Below are 20,412 nucleotides of genomic sequence, written 5' to 3'. Positions count from 1 at the left end.
CACCCCCGTTTTCCTGCTTATATTGTACAAAAAAACAGAAAGAAGTTCGACGAAATTGTTTGAAAAAATTTGAAAATGACTCTTGATACATTTTGTAAAAGGTGTTAAAGTGTGAATTATTATAAAAGAAAGTGAATATTTATTCTTTAGGGGGATGCAAAATGGAGAAGAAAAAAGTTGTATTAGCATATTCTGGAGGCCTTGATACTTCCGTTGCAATTAAATGGTTACAAGAGAAGAATTATGATATTATTGCGCTTTGTTTAGACTTAGGGGAAGGTAAAGACTTAGCATTTGTAAAAGAAAAAGCACTTTCAGTAGGTGCAATTAAATCATATATGATTGATGTTCAAGAAGAATTTGCAAACGAATATGCATTGATGGCGATGCAAGCACACACGTTATATGAAGGGAAATATCCTCTCATTTCGGCGTTATCTCGTCCACTTATCGCAAAGAAATTAGTAGAGATTGCAGAACAAGAAGGAGCGACTGCAGTGGCACACGGATGTACAGGGAAAGGGAATGATCAAGTTCGTTTTGAAGTTTCTATTCAAGCGTTAAATCCTTACTTAGAAGTGATTGCGCCTGTACGTGAATGGAAATGGTCACGTGAAGAAGAAATTGCCTATGCAAAAGAAAACGATGTACCAATTCCGATTAATTTAGACAGCCCATTTTCAATCGATCAAAACTTATGGGGACGCAGTAATGAATGTGGCATTTTAGAAGATCCATGGGCAGCACCGCCAGAAGATGCATATGAGATGACATTAGCATTAGAAGATACACCGAATAAACCAGAGTTTGTAGAAATCGGCTTTGAAGCAGGCGTACCGACGACTTTAAATGGTACTGCATACCCACTTTCAGAACTTATTAAAACGTTAAATGCATTTGCTGGAAAACATGGCGTTGGACGTATCGATCACGTAGAAAATCGTCTTGTCGGTATTAAATCGCGTGAAGTATACGAATGCCCAGCAGCAATGACATTAATTACGGCGCATAAAGAACTTGAAGATTTAACACTCGTAAAAGAAGTAGCACATTTTAAACCGATGATTGAGCAAAAAATAACAGAGCTTATTTATAACGGTTTATGGTTCTCGCCTTTAAAACAAGCGCTTCATGCTTTCTTACAAGAAACGCAAAAGAATGTAACAGGCATGGTGCGTGTGAAATTATTTAAAGGTCATGCAATTGTAGAAGGACGTAAATCTGAGTACTCTTTATACGATGAAAAATTAGCAACGTATACTGCTCAGGATGAATTTAATCATGATGCAGCAGTTGGATTCATTTCATTATTCGGTTTACCGACGAAAGTATACAGCCAAGTGAATCAAAAGAAGGTGGAAGCGTGAGCAAACTTTGGGGCGGACGTTTTACAGAAGAAGCGGAAGCGTGGGTTGAAGAGTTCGGGGCATCCATTTCCTTCGATCAACAATTAGTAAATCAAGATATAAACGGGAGTATTGCGCACGTAACGATGCTAGCAAAGCAAGGCATCGTTACGAAAGAAGAAGCAGAGAAAATAAAGATAGGTCTTCAATATTTATTAGAAGAAGCGAAACAAAATAAATTGCATTTTTCCGTTGAAGCGGAAGACATTCATTTAAATATCGAAAAGATGTTAATTGAAAAAATCGGTGAAGTAGGCGGGAAACTTCATACTGGCCGAAGTCGTAACGATCAAGTAGCGACAGATATGCACTTATATTTAAATGAAAAAGTAGAGCATATTATAAAAGCTACAAAACAATTGCAAACTGTTCTTGTTCATCAAGCAGAAAATAATATTGAAACGATTATGCCTGGCTATACGCACTTACAGCGTGCCCAGCCAATTTCATTTGCGCATCATATTCTCGCTTATTTTTGGATGTTAGAGCGCGATGTGAATCGTTATGAAGATTCATTAAAGCGTATTAACATTTCACCATTAGGAGCAGGAGCGTTAGCTGGGACAACATTCCCGATTGACCGAGAATATAGTGCGGAGCTTCTTGGATTTAATGGAATCTATGAAAATAGTTTAGATGCAGTAAGCGATCGCGATTTCATATTGGAGTTCCTCAGTAACTCATCTATGCTTATGATGCACTTATCACGCTTTTGCGAAGAACTTATTTTATGGAGTAGCCAAGAGTTTCAATTTATTGAAATGAGCGATCAATACGCAACGGGAAGCAGCATTATGCCGCAAAAGAAAAATCCAGATATGGCGGAACTTATTCGTGGTAAAACAGGCAGAGTGTACGGTAATTTATTTAGCTTACTTACAGTAATGAAAGGATTGCCGCTCGCTTACAATAAAGACTTGCAAGAAGATAAAGAAGGAATGTTTGATACAGTAAAAACAGTAGAAGGATGCCTTCATATTATGGCAGGCATGCTAGAGACGATGACTGTCAACAAAGAAAAAATGGGGCAAGCTGTAACGCAAGATTTCTCTAACGCAACAGAAATTGCTGACTACTTAGCAAACAAAGGACTACCATTCCGTCAAGCTCATGAAATTGTTGGAAAGCTAGTGCTGCACTGTACACAAAAAGGAATTTATTTAGTAGATGTACCACTTGAAACGTATAAAGAAATGAGCTCGTTATTTGAAGAAGATTTGTATGAAGTGCTGTCACCATATGCAGCTGTAAAGCGTCGTAACAGTGCTGGCGGGACTGGATTTGAGCAAATTGAAAAAGCTTTGGAGAAGGCGAAGGGATTGGTTGGAGAGTTTGTAGGAATTAAATGATGTATGAGATAGAAGGTAAGGTGCTTTTTTAGAAAGCACCTTATCTTTTTATATTTAGATTTTCAGGGGAGTATCTATCATTTCATAATTATTTTTCATAATCATAAAATGATGTTTCTCATGTATCGCTAATAGTTGAATAGATTGAATCAAATTAGGATAGTGAGCAATTGGATCTAAAAATACGATATGCCCTGCAACATTTTCTTCTATATTTTGAACGAGTTTTTTTATTTCATTTGTTTCACGTGTAAGTAATTCTTCTAATTGAGTTACATTCATAGATTGATAGACTTTTTTTGAAGGGATTAAAATCCAAGGTGCTTTCATTCCTTTGCCATGCTTTTCTTTATATTCGGCATAAATGTCATGTATTTCAGTGGAAAATGAGGCATTTTTTCTTAGCTTTGCATAAGGGATAAGGGTGAATGAGAATTTAATCGCTACTTTGAGCATTTTTGCAATTAAATATAAGTGATAAAAATGCTCCCCAATAGACCATTTTCCATTCTGCGGGCGATACCATAGTTGTTCTTGAGATAGTGAATGGAGATGAGGAAGGAACTCGTTCCTTTGTACATGTAATGTTTGAAAATGTTTTGAGATATTTTCGGATTTCATATTTTGACACCCTCCACATTTTTCCTAATTATAGCATTTTTCGTGTGGATGTAGGTAGGCCTAGAGCAATTTGCTCTAGGCCTAAAATGTATCGATTAATCATACTTATGTCGATCTTCCGTAATTCGAATATACTCAATATCCATCAAATCTCTAAGCAGTGCACCGTTACTTAGTTCAACTCCATGTTTCTCTTTAAAATGAGTACGAATCGTATCTAACATTTCGATTTCTTTCCCATTCACATCTAAAATAATACGTTCAGAATCATCCATGTGGCATCCTCCTTTTTTAAACATATATATTTTGTCCGTCTATTTCTAAAAAATGTATGTTAACCTAATGTTAGGAAATAAGAAGGGGATGGAAAATGAGACGTATTTATTTTATAGGGTTAATTTTGTATACGCTAATTGTATTGCACGTTGCATTCCCAAATATCTTTTCATTTGAGGATGTAGAAACAGTACATATCGGGATATTTATCTTTATTCTATTTGTAGTAGACTGCTGTATTTCGATATGGCTTTCGAAAAGAAAACCTGTACAAGATAAAAAAGAAATGGAACGAAAAAAGAGAAAACGTTCATTTTGGATAACGACGTATTGTTTTTCTTTAGTGATTGCCGCTGCTTGTTTTAGTGAACATATTCCATTAGAAAGAGTAAATATTGGATTTGGAGCGTTCGTATTTGCATACTATTTTTTCATGCATTTTCTTCCTTATATGAAAGAAAAGCGAGGAGAAGGGGAAGATCCGCTTGTAGAAGAAGCGAGAGAACAAGAGCATAAGAGAATAGAAGGAGATATACAGAAACTTGGGGAACAAAAATGGTATTTGAAATCTAAAATTATATATGTTCTTTGCTTTATTACGCCGCCAATCGGTTATTTGTATGTATTCTGCCTTCGTAAAAAAATGACAGAAGATGCAAGGCAATCTTATTTAACAGTAGCTACGATTATGATGGCATTATGGTCTTTGAAGTTTCTTCCGCCTTATGTGTTGGCGATTGCTATTGTTGTGGTAGTTTGTCTTGTATTTATAGTGAAGTATCTCACATAGAAGAGTTAAAAAGCATAACCCCGTACTAAATTTAGTGCGGGGTTATGCTTTTTTGACCTTGATAAAAAAATGATTCTTAGCACAGTACCAAACTTTATATCTTTACAATTATTTTTAGAGATTTAAATCATTTTCTTCGTTTTTGAGGACAAGTAATTTTTTAGAGAAATGGTTATGAACCTTGTATTTATGTTAATTAAATTTTCAAGATTAGTAAGAAATTTAGAGGATAAGTAGTTTAATATATTTTTATAAATATTAAAAGAAAATAATTTAGCTTCATTGATAGTTTCGGATATTGTCGTATAACCAGCTTCATGCACCTTTATATTTTACTAAAATTGTGATTTAATATTCTATAACATAGTTAACTCATAGGAAATGTGAGTTTTAAAAAGATTACTGTTTAAAAAAACAAACAGTAATAAAAAAAAATAACTATTCATTTTTTTTTATTGATAAAGTTAAAATGAAATGGTAAGATATTACCAACAGATTGAATTTACTGAAAAAATTTAATCTTAAATCAAATGCTAGGAGGGATTCTAATGAATGCTGTATTAAACTTACAAAAAATTAGTGCTAAAGTTGAAGAAAAAGGTATTATTTATACTCGTAAATGCAAATACGAAGGTTAATTTAAAAGAAATTACTAATAAATCAAATACTAGGAGAGATTCTAATGAATGCTGTATTAAACCTACAAAAAATGAATGTAGAAGTTGAGAAAAAAGGTATCATTATTACTAAAAGATGCAAAATGGCTGATTAATAGAGTGAAAATGGATAGATATTGATCTATCCATTTTTTCTATAATTTTTTTGGAGGAATTCAGATGGGGAATTATCAAAATATATCTTTTAAAAAAGCTGAAGAAAAGGATTTAGATTTTCTTTTTAAATTATATACATCAGATGAAGTTGTGGAGCAGGCATTAAGTCCAGACATTAAGTTAAATAACCCTGAAAATTTATTAGATACGATAGAATTTTTAAGAGACGAATCTAATGGAGCCCTTTATATTGTTAAAAATCATACTAAACCCATTGGTGTTGGTATAATTTACGATTACTCCAAGTTTCATCAAAGGGCAAAAATTGGAATATCTTTATTGAAAGACTGCACTAACGAAGGATTTGGAAGCGTAATTTTTAATTTTTTAATGGAGAAGTTAAAAGAAAAAGAAGCTATTATTAAAATTTCAGCAGAGGTATTTGAATATAATCCACTTGCAATACGATTTATAGAAAAAAAAGGGTTTATAAATGAATGTACTTTTCAAAAACATATAAAGAAAAATAATCAATTTTATGACTTTAAAATATATTCTACTTGGTTAACTTAAAGTTAAAATGCATAAGAAAAAATATAGAAAGTAGTGTGAATAATTTGAATGAACGGGATTTATCGCAAATGAATGATTCTTTTTTTTATTATAGTCAAAATAATAAAACGGAAAAAAATATATATATAAAAAACTCGTTTATGAAAGATGTATCTTGTGATTATAATTTCTTCACTCAATTTGATTTGTCGCTTAAACCATTACCTAGACAGGGCTGGAAAATACACATTTCCTGTTACTATGATAACTATCAAGATATATTAAATATAGTTAGTGATTATTGTTTTAGAAATAAAATTACATTTAAATACATAAATAACACGAATATTCTTTTTTCTCTTCTTGAGAAATCTGCTAATAGATTTAGTGCTGGTAAATACATTACAATTTATCCAGATGATGAAAAAAGCTTCAAATACATATTGGAATCTTTATATGATGAATTAAAATTATTTAATGGTCCATACATATTGACTGATAAAAGATATCTTGACGCAAAAGTTATATATTATAGATATGGTTTAATTAATCCTCAAAGTGATTCCTATCAAGATTATTTAATTGGTCCTGATGGAGAGACAATAAAGGATCTAAAAGACTGTTACTATTTTCAGCCCGATTTTGTTACCCCTCCTTTTAGTGAGGAGCTGATACAGGAACCTAAATATTTATCTAAAAAGTATTTAGTTGAAAGTGCTATAAATATTAATAATAGTGGAGGAATATATATAGCTTATGCAAAAGAGATGCATAAAAAAGTGGTCTTAAAAGAAGCACGTCCATACGTTGGAATTTCAGAAGAACTAACAAGTATATATTTTCGGAAGAATGAGAAAAGAAATCTTGGAATATTGGCTTCGTCTCCTTATACTCCTAATATAATAGATGAATTTTGGGAGTGGGAACATTACTATATAGCTCTAGAATATATTGAAGGTATTAATTTCAGTGATTATGCTGCATCAGCTGGACCAGCGGTGATGCATAAAGAAAATAAACAAGAACTTATTCATTGTTATAAAAAAATTAAAGAAATATTTATAAATATTTTAAAAGCGGTTATTGAATTTCATAAATCTGAAATAGTATTAGGAGATATTTCTTCTGATAATATAATAGTAAATAATACGAGTATTACTTTTATTGATCTAGAAGATGCACAATTAATTGATAAAAAGCCTCAATTTAATGCGAAAACAGTTGGATTTTATAATGAGGGAATAGATGAATTAAGCCTTAAAAATCAGGATAAACAAAAGTTAGGATATTTATTCTTAAATATGTTTAGTAATAGTAATAAACTGCTCTATTTAGATCGAACCGGAGGGATGACAGATCGTATTTTCCAATCCTTTGCTATTGAATATCAAGTACCGAAAATTTTTGTGGAAATCATAAATCTGCTGATAAAGTCTAAAAATATTGAGCTTGAATATGTCTTGAAGTTACTTGAAAATGATAATTTAAAAGTTACATATGATAATGCTATCAAAAAAGAAATTTATCCCTGTTTATCAGAAGAAATTAATAGCTTAAAGAAAACTATCCAATACCACTATAATAAACATAGCAAAGCTTTTTATCCTATTAATTCTCCTGAGAAAAATGATTATAGTTTATTATACGGATATCCATTAATATCCTTAATGGGTGGAATTCATATTTCAGAAGAAAATCATATGAAGGATCAAATTTTAAAAATTAATGATATAAGTCTAGCTAATGGTATTTCTGGATACCTATTTTACAAGTCTTTAATCGGTCAATTCAAGGATATTGAAAGCTATATAAAAAAAATTGATAATGAAATTAAACATTTATCTGATATAAATATACGCAATGGTTTATGTGGTATTGGTATTACTTACTTACACATGTATAAAAAATCACAAGATAAATCATTTCTTACTAAAGCTATAGATTTAGAAAAAAGGATTCAGAAATTAGTTATCTCTGAACTTGAAAAAGACTTAATAGGAATAAACTTAGGATTGTTAGATGGATTGACGGGGGTTGCATATTTCTATACATATTTATATGAATTTACTTTAGAAACTAAATATTTAGTTTTATCTGAATCTCTTATAAAAAAAATACTGTCTCATAAAAAAAATATTTTTAAGGGAATTTCACTTCCAATTAAATCCAATTCAAATGTTTTTTCACCATATTTAGCCAATGGTGGAGCCGGATTAGTAAAAACAATAATAAGGCATTTGAACTATAGTACTGCAAGTAAAGATGTATTTGAAAAATATCTACTCCTACTCTTGGATGGAATAGATAGTAAATTCGCCTCTAACCCGTCATACTTCTATGGATTAGCTGGTATTGGCGATGCTTTTCTTGATGCTTACCATTATTTTAATAATGAATTATATCTACAAAAAGCATATGAAATATTCCAGAGTATACAATCATTTAAGGTGCCATTTGAAGGGAATCATTATTATCCAGGAGTTGACTTACTGAATTTAGGTTTGGATTTTGAAAAAGGATTAGCGGGTATTCTCTATTTTTATAAAAAATTAAATCAAACAATGAAATCTAAAGATAATTCTTTATTACAAAATACTTCCTGTTGATTATACATAATATTCATATATAACTTTCTATACTAATAGACTGGATGATAAGTAATAATCGAGAGGAGAAAGCCGGATGGTATTAGATACCATCCGGCTTTCTCCTCTATATGAAAGGATTTTAAATATATTTTCAACTAAGAAATAATCTTGTTACCTTTACGTAACACACTTTTCTCTAAGATTAATCTTCTTTCTTTTTTTAAGAGTTGATAGGTAGAAAGATTTACTGTTAGAATTATCGAGATTCCTACAGAAATAAATATCATATTAGGATTTATCTTTTCAAAAAGAATACCAAAAATAACTATTCCTAGCGGATTAAACAATTGAACGGAAGTAAAAAATATACTAAAAACCCTTCCTTTAAATTCTTCTTTAATAGTTTTATGTAAGATGACCATAATTGGTATATTTACACTTGTAGTTATACCTCCAATTAAGGCATTTATTATAAAATAGTATACAGTTATCCATGTATTATTTAACGAGAATAGGAAAGGAATACTTATTAAAGATACTAATATGCCAATACCGATAATACCAAGTTGTAAGTTTCCTAAAGGATCTTCTATATCTTTTCTTATACTCATAATAATACCGGCAATAAATATCCCAATTGCGATTCCTGATTCAATTAATCCATATTGAATATCGTTGACCTGAAAGGTTTTAATTGCTACAAAAGGTAACCCTATAAACAAAGCAGTAATGAATAAGTTAACAAATACCGCCATACCAATAACAAATTTAATAATAGAATTTCCCCTAATATAATTCATACCTGAAAGAAAAGATAACCAAATGCCCTCTTCATTTTTTTCGTATTCAGTGGATTCGTTAACACTTTTATTAAAGTTAAAATTAATAATGATATTAACAACAAAAGAAAGTGCTTCTGTAAAAATTATTGTTAATACAAATGAAGGGAATTCTTGGTAGGCATACAACAAACTGCCGAACACTGGTGCTAAAATCATAGATAAAGATGATGATACTTGTAGAAAGGAATTAGTCCTCTGAATATCTTTATTAAAGACAAGTGAACTAATGGAAGCGTTAAATGCAACGCTTAAAAATTTATCACACGTATGTAAAACAATTAATAATAATATAGTTGTAATATACATATATGAATCAAATGATTTTGAAAAAATAAAAAAGAATATCAATGATAATATGCTTAATATTTGAGCTCCTTGTACAATTATTTTACGGTTTAATTTATCGACCGTATATCCCACTAAGGGGGTTAGTAGAAGGGATATTAAAGGTCCAATCAATATTGTTATCCCAAAACTTAATGCAGATCCAGTTTCTTTTAAGACAAATAAACCTATACCAAATGAAAACACTTGGCTACCAAAATTACTAATAAAGTGGCTTGTTAATACTTTTATTATTTGAAATAAAGATGATTTTTTCAAAACACATGTCCCCTTCGTTTTAGTTCTTATACTGTTTATTTTTTTGTTACAGTAAAAAAAAATAAACTGTATATTAAAAATTAAAAGTACTTATATAAGTACTTCTAATCTACTTTTGTTAAAGAAATATGCATTTGTATTTTAGAATCATTTTGAGATGATTTTTCTTCAAAATTTTTGCAAAGCTGTTTAAGGGATTCATAAAATTCTTCAGCTAGACTCTCACCAAATTGAACGTTGAATGCTTTAATAAAATTATTATTAGATTCATTTTGTTTAAGTAGCAAATCAGGAGAAGCGATGATGGATTGAGCAATTGGCTGATAAAACATTTGTATGAAATTTCGGACTTGTTCAGTTTTGACTACTTCTATTAAACCGTTTTTTTCCAATTCTTTTAAATGATAATGAATTTTAGAACGTGGAACTTCAAGTTCATCACTCAACATTTGGCTTGTTAGAGGTTTTATACCAATTAGGTGTATAATTTTCACTCGGAGAGGATCGCTAATACTTTTAAGTTGTTCTAAGCTATCTATCATGTAAATTTCTTTCATTAATAATACCATCCTTCCAATTTTTTTTAGTATATCATCAACTTTCATAACAGTCAATTTTTTTAAACAGTAACGTTTTTTTTTTGTGGTTTTAATAGACTATACATATCACATCTATATGAATTTCACGACTTATTAAAATGAGATATTTTCAGTTATGGTTATTAATCATTTTAGAGTACCACTACATCACTATCAAATAAAGAAACACGTTCTTTCCCAAAATGGTAAAAATGAACTTTGGTTGTATAAGAAACAAAAAAATTCATTTGATTTAGTATTTCTTTGTTATTTTAGTCGTTCATAACTCCTTCTAATATTAGTATGAATGATGATCTTTATTCAGAAAATAGAGCGGATTAAAAAGCACTAAATGTAGTAATAAACAAGCGATAAAAGCATAAAAAAATAGACGTATCTAAAACATTGTTAGATACGCCTTAAAAATATATTGTAAAATAACATGTGTTGTCGTGTAATTTAGCGTATTTATCTTTAATTCCTTTAGATTCAGTATTACAAATTTGATTTGAAGTTTTATTTATAAATTAAAGCTCACCTTGCTCCTCATCACCACGAACAACAAGGACATCGCATTTCGCATAGCGAATAATATGTTCAGAGACGCTACCAATTAGGAAACGCTCAACAGCATTTAAACCAGTTGCACCACACATAATTAAATCTACTTTATGATTTGGAGCGATTTCTTTTGAAATTTTTGATTTAGGATTACCAAATTCTAATACAGTTTCAATTTTTTCAAGGCCAGCTTCAAGCGCAGTTTTTTTGTAGTCTTCTAATAAGTCTTCTGCAAATAGATTTGCACGTTCAGCAATTGCACGGCTATAAGCTTCTACTGCTGAGTATGCTTTTACATCAACGATATGAGCAATAGTTAATGTTGCATTGTTGCGTTTTGCGACTTGAATTGCTTTTTTAAAGGCTTTTTCTGCTTCTTTAGAACCATCCACCGCGATTAAAATATTTGTATATGTATTATTCATAGTAAATTCCTCCCAATCATTTTTATTACCGTTTACAACTTTATTATAAAACAAATTTTGGTAATGTGCTTGTCGGAAACGTTACAGAATTTCGAAAACTCTGTTTTGATTCATTTTAGTTGTAATTGGTGCGAGAACTTGTTACATATGAACTATAGCAATTTAAAAGGGGGCCGTTTTGTGAGACACGCGCTCATTACAGCCGGTACGAAAGGTTTAGGAAAGCAAGTAACAGAAAAATTATTGGCTAAAGGCTATTCAGTAACAGTAACATATCATAGCGATATCACGGCTATGGAAAAGATGAAAGAAACATATAAAAATATGGAAGAGCGTCTACAATTCGTACAAGCGGATGTCACGAAAAAGGAAGATTTACATAAAATAGTAGAAGAAGCGATAAGCCGTTTTGGCAAAATCGATTTCTTAGTTAATAATGCTGGTCCATATGTATTTGAACGAAAAAAGTTAGTCGATTATGAAGAAGATGAATGGAATGAAATGATTCAGGGTAATTTAACAGCGGTGTTTCATTTGTTGAAACTTGTCGTTCCGATTATGAGAAAACAGAACTTTGGCCGTATTATTAATTACGGATTTCAAGGGGCGGATAGCGCACCGGGATGGATTTATCGTTCAGCTTTTGCCGCAGCGAAAGTAGGACTTGTTTCATTAACGAAAACAGTGGCTTACGAAGAAGCTGAATATGGTATTACTGCAAACATGGTATGTCCTGGTGATATTATTGGTGAAATGAAAGAAGCGACGATTCAAGAAGCACGTCAGTTGAAAGAACGTAACACACCAGTTGGTAGATCTGGAACAGGTGAAGATATTGCAAGAACGATTGCGTTTTTATGTGAGGACGATTCCGATATGATTACCGGTACAATTATTGAAGTGACTGGTGCAGTTGATGTTATTCATAGACATCGATAGAGAAAAATAAAGAGAAGTTTCGAATAATTGGACAGTTTATCCTTTATGCAAAGAGGTGCGGATAATACTGTCCTTTAATATAAAATTAAATCTATCGGAAAACTTGTATTATTTTTTGTCAAATATTGAGATATTATGTTAAAATATAAGAGCGTAGAAAGCGCTTTAAAAAATGATTCAGGGGTCATTTCATAACTCAAGGGGGAACTAATAATGCGTATCGGTATTCCAACAGAAATTAAAAACAATGAAAACCGCGTGGCAATGACGCCAGCGGGAGCAGTACATTTAGTACAAAATGGTCATGAAGTTTTTGTTCAAAAAGGAGCAGGTTTAGGATCTGGCTTTACGGATGAAGAATACGTACAAGCTGGTGCGAAACTTGTTGAAACTGCTGAAGAAGCATGGAATCAAGATATGGTTATGAAGGTAAAAGAGCCAGTAGCAAGTGAATACGGTTATTTCCGTGAAGGTTTAATTTTATTCACATACTTACACTTAGCTCCAGAACCAGAATTAACGAAAGCATTAATTGATAACAAAGTTGTATCAATTGCATACGAAACAGTACAATTAGACAATCGTTCATTACCATTACTTGCACCTATGAGTGAAGTAGCAGGTCGTATGTCTGCACAAATCGGTGCACAATTCCTTGAGAAAAACAAGGGTGGTAAAGGTATTTTACTTGCAGGCGTTCCAGGGGTAAAACGCGGCAAAGTAACAATTATCGGTGGTGGTCAAGCTGGTACAAACGCAGCGAAGATTGCAGTAGGTTTAGGTGCAGATGTAACAATCATCGACTTAAGTGCAGAACGTCTTCGTCAACTAGATGACATTTTCGGTAACCAAGTAAAAACGTTAATGTCTAATCCATACAACATCGCAGAAGCTGTAAAAGAATCTGATCTTGTTATTGGTGCAGTATTAATTCCAGGTGCAAAAGCGCCAAAACTTGTAACAGAAGAAATGATTCAATCAATGGAACCAGGTTCTGTCGTTGTAGATATCGCGATTGACCAAGGTGGTATTTTCGAAACAACTGACCGTATTACAACTCATGACAACCCAACTTACGAAAAACATGGCGTTGTTCATTATGCAGTTGCTAATATGCCAGGTGCGGTTCCACGTACATCAACTCTTGCATTAACAAATGTAACAGTACCATATGCAGTACAAATTGCGAACAAAGGCTACAAAGATGCTTGCTTAGGCAACACTGCATTACTAAAAGGTATTAACACATTAGATGGATACGTAACATTCGAAGCAGTTGCAGAAGCTCACGGTTTACAATACGCTGATGCGAAAGAGCTTCTTGAAAAAGCTCCTGCTTTATCATAATTAAAATATATGTAGCCTTCCTTTTTTTAGGAGGGCTTTTATTTAAAATAAAAATATCTTATAATATAAATAATGAGAAATTAGGATAAGAATGGGAGGCACGACATGGGGTATATTTATGATATTTTGTCATCTGTTTTGCTTATAGCAGGAATTATTACAATGATTTTAGGTAAAAAGAAGAATAATCCGAAACTAAGAGGTATTGGTATTGGAATTGTAACCGCAGTACTTATTATTGGATTGCCTGATTTTGCAAAAGGTTATATGAAAGGTGTACTTTCTGCTGGAGATAGTACATTTCCGATAAAATAAAAAAAGATCTTTAATTTTTCTTATAGTTAGGAAAGATTAGGGATCTTTTTTGATTTCAGAATATGGGATTTTTTTCTTGTTAGTAAAATACCTCTTATGCTAATTTTAAGATAAGTATATAAAGGGGTGTAAAGGGGAGAGATTCTATGGAAAAAATAAATTTAATAGAGCTAACAAAAGACATTCAAGATCAACATAAAAACTTCGTCGTTTCAAATGTAAATAGTCATTGTTTACGAATCGCTGTGTTTACTGGTGAATATGATTGGCACTATCATTCTAATTCAGATGAATTATTTATTGTGTTAGAGGGAGAATTACTTATTGATTTTGAAGATGGAGAAACAGCGGTATTAAAGCCAAATGATTCTATTTTAATTCCAGCATGTACGATTCATAGAACGAGAGCATTAAAGAGAACGGTAAATCTTTGTTTTGAACATATAGAGGCGGATACGATTAAAGTGGAGCAATTATGAAAAAATTATCTGTAGCCGAGTATAGAAAGATCTTTCCGATTTTAGAAAGTCATACAAAAACGACAACGTTTGCTTATGCGGTATGTGATCAAGTAATAGATGGTGAGGTTTTTGCAAACGAGAAATTAACAGCAGGACTAATTCGTACAGTTAACGGTATTTATTATGTATTTGGTCATACGGATGATCAAAATTATAACGAAGATTTATTTTCGTTTATAAAAAAGGCTATTGAAAAAACAGAGAAGAGATTTACATTGTTCTCTTCGAGTGACGAGTGGGAAATGATGATAGAAGAACGTTTTAGTCATGTACTTCGAAACATTCCGCGAATGAAATTTCAAAGCGTAACCTTTGAAGAGAGAAAACGAGATTGTAACAAAAATATATATGAAGTGAAGCGTATTGATAGAAGAGATATAGAACGAAGCGGTGAATTTACAGAGGAGTACTACAAAGAATATTGGGGATCAAAAGAAACGTTTTTAAACGGTGGTTTTGGATTTTGTATAGAACTAGAGGGAATAATTGTAGCGGAATGTGTTTCAATATTTAGTGGGAACGGATTTGCTGAAATTGATATTGTGCGCATAAAGCATATCAAGGGAAAGGATTAGCCCAAGCTGTTGCAGCAAGTTTTATTGAACATTGCATACAAAATGATATTATACCGTGCTGGGATTGTTATGTAGACAATATTCCTTCGCAAAAATTAGCTAGTAAATTAAGTTTTTATAATCCAATAGAATATAGATTGTTTGTACGTAAGAAAAAGGGGGAATAAAAATGAATGTGGAGTTAACGAGATTTAAAGTGAAACAAGATAAAAGTCATCGTGTAGATGAATGGATGCAGCTTCTGAATGACAATATGAAAGAAGTACTTTTGACATTAAACGACGAAAAGATGTACGTTGAGACAATTTTCCGGGAAATAAGAGATGGGGAAGAGTACTTATATTGGTATTCTGTGCAAGGAGAAGGCGGGGCTCTTGTCGAAAATTCTCATCATGAAATTGATAAAAAGCACTTGGAATTTTGGTATGAGTGTATTGATGAAGAAGTACCGTCTGTTGATATGAAAACAGAAGTCGTTATGATTCAAGATGTTGTGAAGGACGCGATGAAATAATAGAATAGTATTTTTGAGAGAAGCACATCAAAATGGATGTGCTTTTTATTATTAAAATTTTTTTAAGAAAAGCTGTATACATTTTACGCTCTCAAACGTTGAGTATATAGAAAGGAGAGCTAGATGAGCCATGATACATTTGAATCGTTATTAATAGAGAAGTCAAAAGCTGTGTTTGGATACTTAATTAAGATTGGAGCAAATAGAAAAGAAGCAGAAGATATTGTACAAGATACGTTGTATAAAGCTTTATTGCTTATGGAGGAAATACCGTTAGAACATTTAACACCGTGGCTCTTTAGAGTTGCGATCAATCAGCACCGAGATTTACACCGAAAAGAAAAAAGACTAAATCCAATTGCGATTGAATCTGTCGTTCTTATTGGTCAAAAGTCATTAGATGAAGTGCTTTTAACAAGTGAACTACAAGGCGAGGTACAAGAAATATTGGAGACGATGACGGAGGAATATCGCCATATTTTACTGTTGAAATATGAATATGAACTATCTTATAAGGAAATTGCCATTTTATTAAATATGAAAGAAGAAACAGTGAAAACAAGTTTGTACCGTGCAAGGAATCAATTTAAAAAATTGTATAGGAGGAGAAATGATGAGTCGGAAGGACTTTGATTTGAATATGGATGATAAACAGATGAAAGCTTTGATGAAGAGAGCGAAGAGGAAGCAGTTTTGGAGAAATCTAGTAATCTCAGTAGTTGTGACAGTAGTCTTGATTGTAGGTGGTATTAGTTTATTAATTTATTTTAATGAAAAGAATAAGCAGGAAATGGATCAGAGAGTATATTTCAGACACAGTGTTCAAGGGCCTAATATTATTTTTAATGGACATACAAAGTTAAGCATGGGAATAGCTAGCGGTACAATGATGTACAGTTCCTATAAAAACATTCAAGGACAACCAGTTAAATGGATTGATGAAATTTATGAGTATTCGATTTTTGGTTACAGTCAAAAAAATGATAATGGAAATACAGGTTTAGAAGAAGAGAATATAAATAAACAATCAGAATTTGCTACAAGGCAAGATTACAATAGACAGACAATGCAAAGAGAAATGCGGTTTTATTTACCTTTTGTAAAGTATTTAAACTATGTGAATGATTTAGAGAGAATTAGTGAATTGCAGAATAAAGTCGCAGAGGTAGCTCTATCTTTTGATAAGGCATATACAGCGGAGGAAGTAGTAAAAATGCTCCCTGAAGGAATACGACCTGTGTGGCTTTGGGTAGATACATATGATGAAACGAAAGCAGAGACGTATACTGGGTTAACGGATCCTGAAACTGGAGCAGTGTTAAATGCAGAGGTATCAATGAACATTTTTGGCTTTGAGGGTAGTTATGCTGATAAGAAGGAAGACGAGTACAAGGATATTGAAGGGAACTCAATGGGGTTTATTGATGCTATGAAATCTTTAAGCGAAAATAAAGGGGGATATCAAGAATATTTTAGGGAAAATTATAATGAAATGAAAAACTTCGAACCGAAAGACCTACCAATATACGGTGTAGTCGTAACAGGCAAAACAGAGGATTTACAAAGTTTACAAGGAGCACCATATATTAAGGCTGCTGTTAGAGGTGTAACAGTTGAGAAATATTAATTACAGTCTATTAATGTGAATAATCAGAAAATTTATGTTATAATATATGAAAAGGAGGTTCATATGAGGCAAATACATGGAGCAATTTATATTTACATAACAATGTTTTTCGTGGCGATATCTTATGGATTAGGGCACGTGTATTCGCATCCTATACTAACTTTTTTAAGCGGAGCATGTATGGCGTTTGCGCTTCTTGTCCACCTTTTCTCAGTTTGGATCGTGAAATTTCAATTAAATATTAGTGAAATAGAAGAAGGCACTTTTTAAGTGGCCTTCTTTTTCATTAGTATTTTCTTTTTAGGAAGCTGCTCGATTTGGTATGTTACTTTTTCTAGCGAGAGCAAAAGTTGGACGGGACAATATAAAGGCCATATTAAGGATGACAGTGAAGATGGAATGTTTACATTTCGGTATAAGGGCGGAGATGGAAATACAGAATTTAAAAATTTAGAGATTGCTATTAATGGAGCCTTTAGCACAATGACACAAACGTCAGAAAATCATAAAGGAGCAAAGATTGAAATGAAGTCTTCTTGTGTAAGTTGTGCACCTCTATCTAAAGATGAACCGATAGAGATTGTGATTAAATGGGATGATAAGTATGAAGAGAAGATGGTTTTAAATCGGAAATAGCATAGAGTGAGGGGGTGAAAATGAATAAGAATAAGAATAAGAGAGTTTCTATGTATATATTTTTTAGTATATTTCTACTCGTATTATCAGCGTGTACTACAAAACAAGTAGAGGTAAAAAAAGTACCTGAAGAAGGGTATATCATAGTAAGAAATGATGCGGTATTTTTTGTCGGTGATAGAATGTTTCATACAAAAGTAGAGTTGCAACATTATATGGAAAAACAAATGAATAAAGAGCATCCATCAGATATAGTGTTGAGTTTTAAGGATAAAGACGCATATAATCAATTAAAAACAGGGGATAAAATAAAAGTATGGTCTTCTCAAACGCTTGAGAGTTATCCAGCGAAAATGATAGTAGAGAAATTTGAAATAGTAGAGAAATAAAAAGGCAGCAATTAAGCTGCCTTTTTATTATTTTACAAATTGTAATTCTTTCGGGAATTTCGTTAAAATTTCTGATCCGTCTTTTGTGATATAAATATCATCTTCAATACGAACACCACCTACGTTTGGTACGTAAATACCTGGCTCGATTGTGAAGACCATACCTTCTTTTAATGGAGATTCGTTGCCAGCTTTTACATCTGGATATTCATGTACGCTAATTCCAAGTCCGTGACCAAGACGGTGCGGGAAGAAGTCGCCGTAACCTGCATCTGCGATAACAGAACGAGCAGCGTTGTCGATTGTGCCAAGCGTAACACCTGGTTTACATGCTTCAACTGCTTGTAGTTGTCCAGCAAGTACAGTGTTGTAAATACGAGTTTGTTCTTCAGAAATCTCGCCGAATGCTACTGTACGTGTAATGTCAGAGCAATAGCCATCAATGATTACGCCTAAATCAAATAGTACGAAATCGCCGCGTTTCATTTTGTTTGCACCTGGAATACCGTGTGGAAGAGCAGAGTTTGCACCAGCTAATACCATCGTATCAAATGACATTTTATGTATGCCTTTTGTTTTTAATTCGTGTTCAATAATTGCTAATACTTCTAGTTCGCTACGATCTTCTTTAATTGCATTTACACCAACTTCAACAGCATAGTCTGCCATTTTAGCTGCTTCGCGTAAAATAGAAAGTTCTTTTTCGTCTTTAATTAAACGAAGTTCACGAACTTTTTCCTCAGCTGACGTGAAAGCTGCATTTGGGAATAATTTTGTTAATTCTTCGTAGCGCTCTACGTTTAAATGTTCTTTTTCAATTGCAACTGCATTTGCATTGATACCGCGGTCTTTAATTGCTTTTGCAATCATATCCCATGGTCTGTCAGTATCAGTAAATCCGATAATTTCATGTGCCCAGCCAGCGTTACGTGCTTGGCCTTCTTCCATTTTAGGGCAAATTAAAATAGGTTCTTTTTCTTGGAATACAAACATACCAAGAAGTCTTTCGTGTGGTTCACAGTGGAAGTTTGTCATGTAGAAGACGTTTGGTGTAGAAGTTAAGAACGCAGCTTCTACGTTTTTTTCTTTTAGCCATTGCATTAAATTTTCTAATCTAGCATTCATCGATTGGCACCCCCGAGATATTTAATTACAAATATAACTTTAACTCGGAAGAAAGCGTTATGACAAGTAAATAGATGTTAGAAAAGACAGGGAATTGAAAAATCATGTAGAATAAAAAGTGAGAATGTGAATAGGGGAGGAATGTAATAATGAAAGTATCTTATCATGGGCATTCAGTTGTAAAGATTGAAACGAATGGAAAAGTGATTGTAATTGATCCATTTTTAACGGGAAATCCGAAAACAGATTTAAAGGCTGAAGATGTAAAAGTAGATGCGATTCTTTTATCCCACGGTCATGGTGATCATGTTGGAGATACAGTAGAGCTTGCGAAGAAAAATAATGCAGTTGTAGTGGCGCCATTTGAACTAGCGACATTTTTAAGTTGGCAAGGTGTAAAAACACATCCGATGCATATTGGTGGTTCACATGAATTTGACTTCGGAAAAGTGAAGTTTACACAAGCATTCCACGGCTCTAGTTATATTGATGAAGAAAATAAGACGATTACATATACAGGTATGCCAGCGGGTATTTTATTTACAGCAGAAGAGAAAACTGTGTATCATGCAGGGGATACTGCTCTATTCTCTGATATGAAACTAATTGGGGAACTCAATAACGTTGATGTAGCATTTTTACCAATTGGTGATAATTTCACGATGGGACCAGAAGATGCTGTTTTAGCAGCAAAATGGGTTCAAGCGAAAACTGTTGTACCGATGCATTACAATACGTTCCCGGTTATTGAACAAGATCCATATCAATTTGTAGAAAAGCTACAAAATTGTACAGGGAAAGTATTAGAAGCTGGAGAAAGTATTACACTATAGAAAAGAAACCCTTCATTTGAAAAGACAAGTGAAGGGTTTTTTACGTGTGTAGGACAGCTTTTAAAGGTTGTACTTGTTTTGATGATTCTTTTCTTTTTGGAAGTGGCTGTTCAGGTGTTTCATTCAATTCCATTGCAACTTTTTTCCCGTCTACGAAAGCTAACAATACAGCACCTACAACTTCTAATAATTTTTTCATCATGTATCCGCTCCTTTGTTTCATTTCT

At 32.5% G+C, this 20,412-nt stretch carries 25 protein-coding genes and 1 pseudogene; 19 read left to right on the top strand and 7 right to left on the bottom strand.

Translation table 11 applies throughout. From position 1 onward, the window contains the following. Positions 1-161: 161 nt before the first annotated feature. Together EGX95_RS21875 and argH are read left to right on the top strand one after the other, a co-directional pair. Positions 162-1,367 carry an argininosuccinate synthase gene (locus tag EGX95_RS21875; protein ID WP_063246731.1) on the top strand — a complete coding sequence of 402 codons (1,206 nt, stop codon included), beginning with the start codon at positions 162-164 and terminating at the stop codon, positions 1,365-1,367. Next, complete coding sequence (argH, locus tag EGX95_RS21870; RefSeq protein WP_000041272.1) at positions 1,364-2,755, top strand: argininosuccinate lyase; 1,392 nt, start codon at positions 1,364-1,366, stop codon at positions 2,753-2,755. The genes EGX95_RS21875 and argH overlap by 4 nt, the downstream gene beginning before the upstream one ends. Before the next feature lie 54 nt (positions 2,756-2,809). On the opposite strand, the gene EGX95_RS21865 is transcribed toward argH, so the two are convergent. Both EGX95_RS21865 and EGX95_RS21860 read right to left on the bottom strand, forming a co-directional pair. Next, complete coding sequence (locus EGX95_RS21865) at positions 2,810-3,376, bottom strand: DinB family protein (RefSeq protein ID WP_000834361.1); 567 nt, start codon at positions 3,374-3,376, stop codon at positions 2,810-2,812. A gap of 95 nt (positions 3,377-3,471) precedes the next feature. After that, positions 3,472-3,651 (bottom strand): hypothetical protein, encoded by a 180-nt coding sequence (locus EGX95_RS21860; RefSeq protein ID WP_000342760.1) that lies wholly within the window; start codon positions 3,649-3,651, stop codon positions 3,472-3,474. Between the two features lie 95 nt (positions 3,652-3,746). Here EGX95_RS21860 and EGX95_RS21855 point away from each other — a divergent pair, with 95 nt between their 5' ends. The 5 genes from EGX95_RS21855 (at position 3,747) to EGX95_RS21845 (ending at position 8,373) form a co-directional block, all read left to right on the top strand. Further along, the gene (locus EGX95_RS21855) at positions 3,747-4,442 is read left to right on the top strand and encodes a hypothetical protein (protein WP_001252900.1); all 696 of its coding nucleotides are present in this window, start codon (positions 3,747-3,749) and stop codon (positions 4,440-4,442) included. 548 nt (positions 4,443-4,990) lie between these two features. Further along, positions 4,991-5,080, top strand: coding sequence for a class III lanthipeptide (locus tag EGX95_RS30545; RefSeq protein WP_000994777.1), 90 nt, complete (start codon positions 4,991-4,993; stop codon positions 5,078-5,080). 44 nt (positions 5,081-5,124) lie between these two features. After that, the gene (locus EGX95_RS30540) at positions 5,125-5,214 is read left to right on the top strand and encodes a class III lanthipeptide (protein WP_000994778.1); all 90 of its coding nucleotides are present in this window, start codon (positions 5,125-5,127) and stop codon (positions 5,212-5,214) included. A 64-nt stretch (positions 5,215-5,278) separates the two neighbouring features. Then, the gene (locus tag EGX95_RS21850) at positions 5,279-5,788 is read left to right on the top strand and encodes a GNAT family N-acetyltransferase (protein WP_000528928.1); all 510 of its coding nucleotides are present in this window, start codon (positions 5,279-5,281) and stop codon (positions 5,786-5,788) included. A gap of 35 nt (positions 5,789-5,823) precedes the next feature. Further along, positions 5,824-8,373 (top strand): class III lanthionine synthetase LanKC N-terminal domain-containing protein, encoded by a 2,550-nt coding sequence (locus EGX95_RS21845; protein WP_014298008.1) that lies wholly within the window; start codon positions 5,824-5,826, stop codon positions 8,371-8,373. Positions 8,374-8,510: 137 nt separating this feature from the next. On the opposite strand, the gene EGX95_RS21840 is transcribed toward EGX95_RS21845, so the two are convergent. The 3 genes from EGX95_RS21840 to EGX95_RS21830 form a co-directional block, all read right to left on the bottom strand. Continuing rightward, entirely contained in the window at positions 8,511-9,800 is a 1,290-nt protein-coding gene (locus tag EGX95_RS21840) for an MFS transporter (protein ID WP_000749779.1), read from the bottom strand. A gap of 104 nt (positions 9,801-9,904) precedes the next feature. Continuing rightward, entirely contained in the window at positions 9,905-10,405 is a 501-nt protein-coding gene (locus EGX95_RS21835) for an ArsR/SmtB family transcription factor (protein WP_226809500.1), read from the bottom strand. Positions 10,406-10,905: 500 nt separating this feature from the next. Further along, positions 10,906-11,364, bottom strand: a complete 459-nt coding sequence (locus tag EGX95_RS21830; protein WP_001066673.1) for a universal stress protein — start codon at positions 11,362-11,364, stop codon at positions 10,906-10,908. Positions 11,365-11,511: 147 nt separating this feature from the next. Between EGX95_RS21830 and EGX95_RS21825 the strand changes: the two genes are divergently transcribed. The 11 genes and pseudogenes from EGX95_RS21825 (at position 11,512) to EGX95_RS21775 (ending at position 18,227) form a co-directional block, all read left to right on the top strand. Further along, positions 11,512-12,303, top strand: coding sequence for an SDR family oxidoreductase (locus tag EGX95_RS21825; RefSeq protein WP_002028605.1), 792 nt, complete (start codon positions 11,512-11,514; stop codon positions 12,301-12,303). A 213-nt stretch (positions 12,304-12,516) separates the two neighbouring features. Beyond that, a complete protein-coding gene (gene ald / locus EGX95_RS21820) occupies positions 12,517-13,650 on the top strand; it encodes an alanine dehydrogenase (RefSeq protein WP_001219405.1) in 1,134 nt (377 codons plus the stop codon). A gap of 105 nt (positions 13,651-13,755) precedes the next feature. Next, positions 13,756-13,965 (top strand): hypothetical protein, encoded by a 210-nt coding sequence (locus EGX95_RS21815; protein ID WP_000540691.1) that lies wholly within the window; start codon positions 13,756-13,758, stop codon positions 13,963-13,965. Between the two features lie 146 nt (positions 13,966-14,111). Beyond that, positions 14,112-14,444 carry a cupin domain-containing protein gene (locus tag EGX95_RS21810; RefSeq protein ID WP_000411496.1) on the top strand — a complete coding sequence of 111 codons (333 nt, stop codon included), beginning with the start codon at positions 14,112-14,114 and terminating at the stop codon, positions 14,442-14,444. Beyond that, positions 14,441-15,144: pseudogene (locus EGX95_RS21805) on the top strand (GNAT family N-acetyltransferase); the annotation flags it as partial. The gene EGX95_RS21810 and the pseudogene EGX95_RS21805, both read left to right, overlap by 4 nt. Positions 15,145-15,230: 86 nt before the next feature. Continuing rightward, positions 15,231-15,575 (top strand): DUF6176 family protein, encoded by a 345-nt coding sequence (locus EGX95_RS21800; protein WP_001100222.1) that lies wholly within the window; start codon positions 15,231-15,233, stop codon positions 15,573-15,575. A 123-nt stretch (positions 15,576-15,698) separates the two neighbouring features. Continuing rightward, positions 15,699-16,208 (top strand): RNA polymerase sigma factor, encoded by a 510-nt coding sequence (locus EGX95_RS21795; RefSeq protein ID WP_000017722.1) that lies wholly within the window; start codon positions 15,699-15,701, stop codon positions 16,206-16,208. Next, the gene (locus tag EGX95_RS21790; RefSeq protein WP_000087163.1) at positions 16,189-17,202 is read left to right on the top strand and encodes an anti-sigma factor C-terminal domain-containing protein; all 1,014 of its coding nucleotides are present in this window, start codon (positions 16,189-16,191) and stop codon (positions 17,200-17,202) included. Before EGX95_RS21795 ends, EGX95_RS21790 begins: the two co-directional genes overlap by 20 nt. 63 nt (positions 17,203-17,265) lie before the next feature. Further along, a complete protein-coding gene (locus EGX95_RS21785) occupies positions 17,266-17,472 on the top strand; it encodes a hypothetical protein (protein ID WP_001248905.1) in 207 nt (68 codons plus the stop codon). Further along, positions 17,473-17,838 (top strand): hypothetical protein, encoded by a 366-nt coding sequence (locus tag EGX95_RS21780; RefSeq protein WP_000863717.1) that lies wholly within the window; start codon positions 17,473-17,475, stop codon positions 17,836-17,838. It begins immediately after the preceding gene. A gap of 20 nt (positions 17,839-17,858) precedes the next feature. Then, positions 17,859-18,227, top strand: coding sequence for a DUF3221 domain-containing protein (locus EGX95_RS21775; protein WP_001038933.1), 369 nt, complete (start codon positions 17,859-17,861; stop codon positions 18,225-18,227). A gap of 27 nt (positions 18,228-18,254) precedes the next feature. Here the strand turns inward: EGX95_RS21775 and pepQ are convergent, their stop codons facing one another. Beyond that, positions 18,255-19,352: a Xaa-Pro dipeptidase gene (gene pepQ / locus EGX95_RS21770; RefSeq protein WP_000994045.1), complete on the bottom strand. Its 1,098-nt coding sequence runs from the start codon at positions 19,350-19,352 to the stop codon at positions 18,255-18,257. A gap of 149 nt (positions 19,353-19,501) precedes the next feature. Between pepQ and EGX95_RS21765 the strand changes: the two genes are divergently transcribed. After that, positions 19,502-20,185 (top strand): metal-dependent hydrolase, encoded by a 684-nt coding sequence (locus EGX95_RS21765; RefSeq protein ID WP_000868954.1) that lies wholly within the window; start codon positions 19,502-19,504, stop codon positions 20,183-20,185. Positions 20,186-20,225: 40 nt separating this feature from the next. Here the strand turns inward: EGX95_RS21765 and EGX95_RS30535 are convergent, their stop codons facing one another. Next, a complete protein-coding gene (locus EGX95_RS30535) occupies positions 20,226-20,387 on the bottom strand; it encodes a hypothetical protein (RefSeq protein ID WP_000976309.1) in 162 nt (53 codons plus the stop codon). Between the last annotated feature and the right edge of the window lie 25 nt (positions 20,388-20,412).

It is taken from the genome of Bacillus sp. FDAARGOS_527, from assembly GCF_003812125.1.
Lineage (GTDB): Bacteria > Bacillota > Bacilli > Bacillales > Bacillaceae_G > Bacillus_A > Bacillus_A paranthracis.
This window is presented reverse-complemented; position numbering and strand designations above follow the sequence as displayed.